Raw genomic sequence first — 325 nt, 5'->3', positions numbered from 1 at the left:
GTGATTTACTTAATCAGATTCCACAAGATGAGCAGATTAACTCTGTTTATACCGATGGAGCTTATGACACCAAGCAATGCCGTCAGGTCATTGCAGATCGGCAAGCGCATGTGGTGATTCCACCTAGAAAAAATGCGAAACCATGGAAAGATACAAAGAGTAGCTCGCTAGAGCGAAATGAATTACTTCGAGCAATTAAACGTTTAGGTAGGATACTATGGAAAAAATGGTCAGGCTATCATCGGCGAAGTTTGGTTGAAACTAAGATGCATTGCATCAAATTATTAGGAGATAAACTCAGTGCAAGGAGTTTTGATAGCCAAGT

1 protein-coding gene is annotated in these 325 nt (G+C 40.3%); it reads left to right on the top strand.

The features are described 5' to 3' along the window. A partial coding sequence (locus WFH18_RS17975; RefSeq protein WP_336755432.1) for a transposase occupies window positions 1-325 on the top strand: 325 nt, incomplete at both ends.

This window comes from Acinetobacter sp. USHLN143 (assembly GCF_037145695.1).
In the GTDB taxonomy this organism is placed as follows: domain Bacteria; phylum Pseudomonadota; class Gammaproteobacteria; order Pseudomonadales; family Moraxellaceae; genus Acinetobacter; species Acinetobacter fasciculus.
The sequence above is the reverse complement of the archived record's forward strand: the minus strand, read 5'-3'. Positions and strand labels throughout refer to the sequence as shown.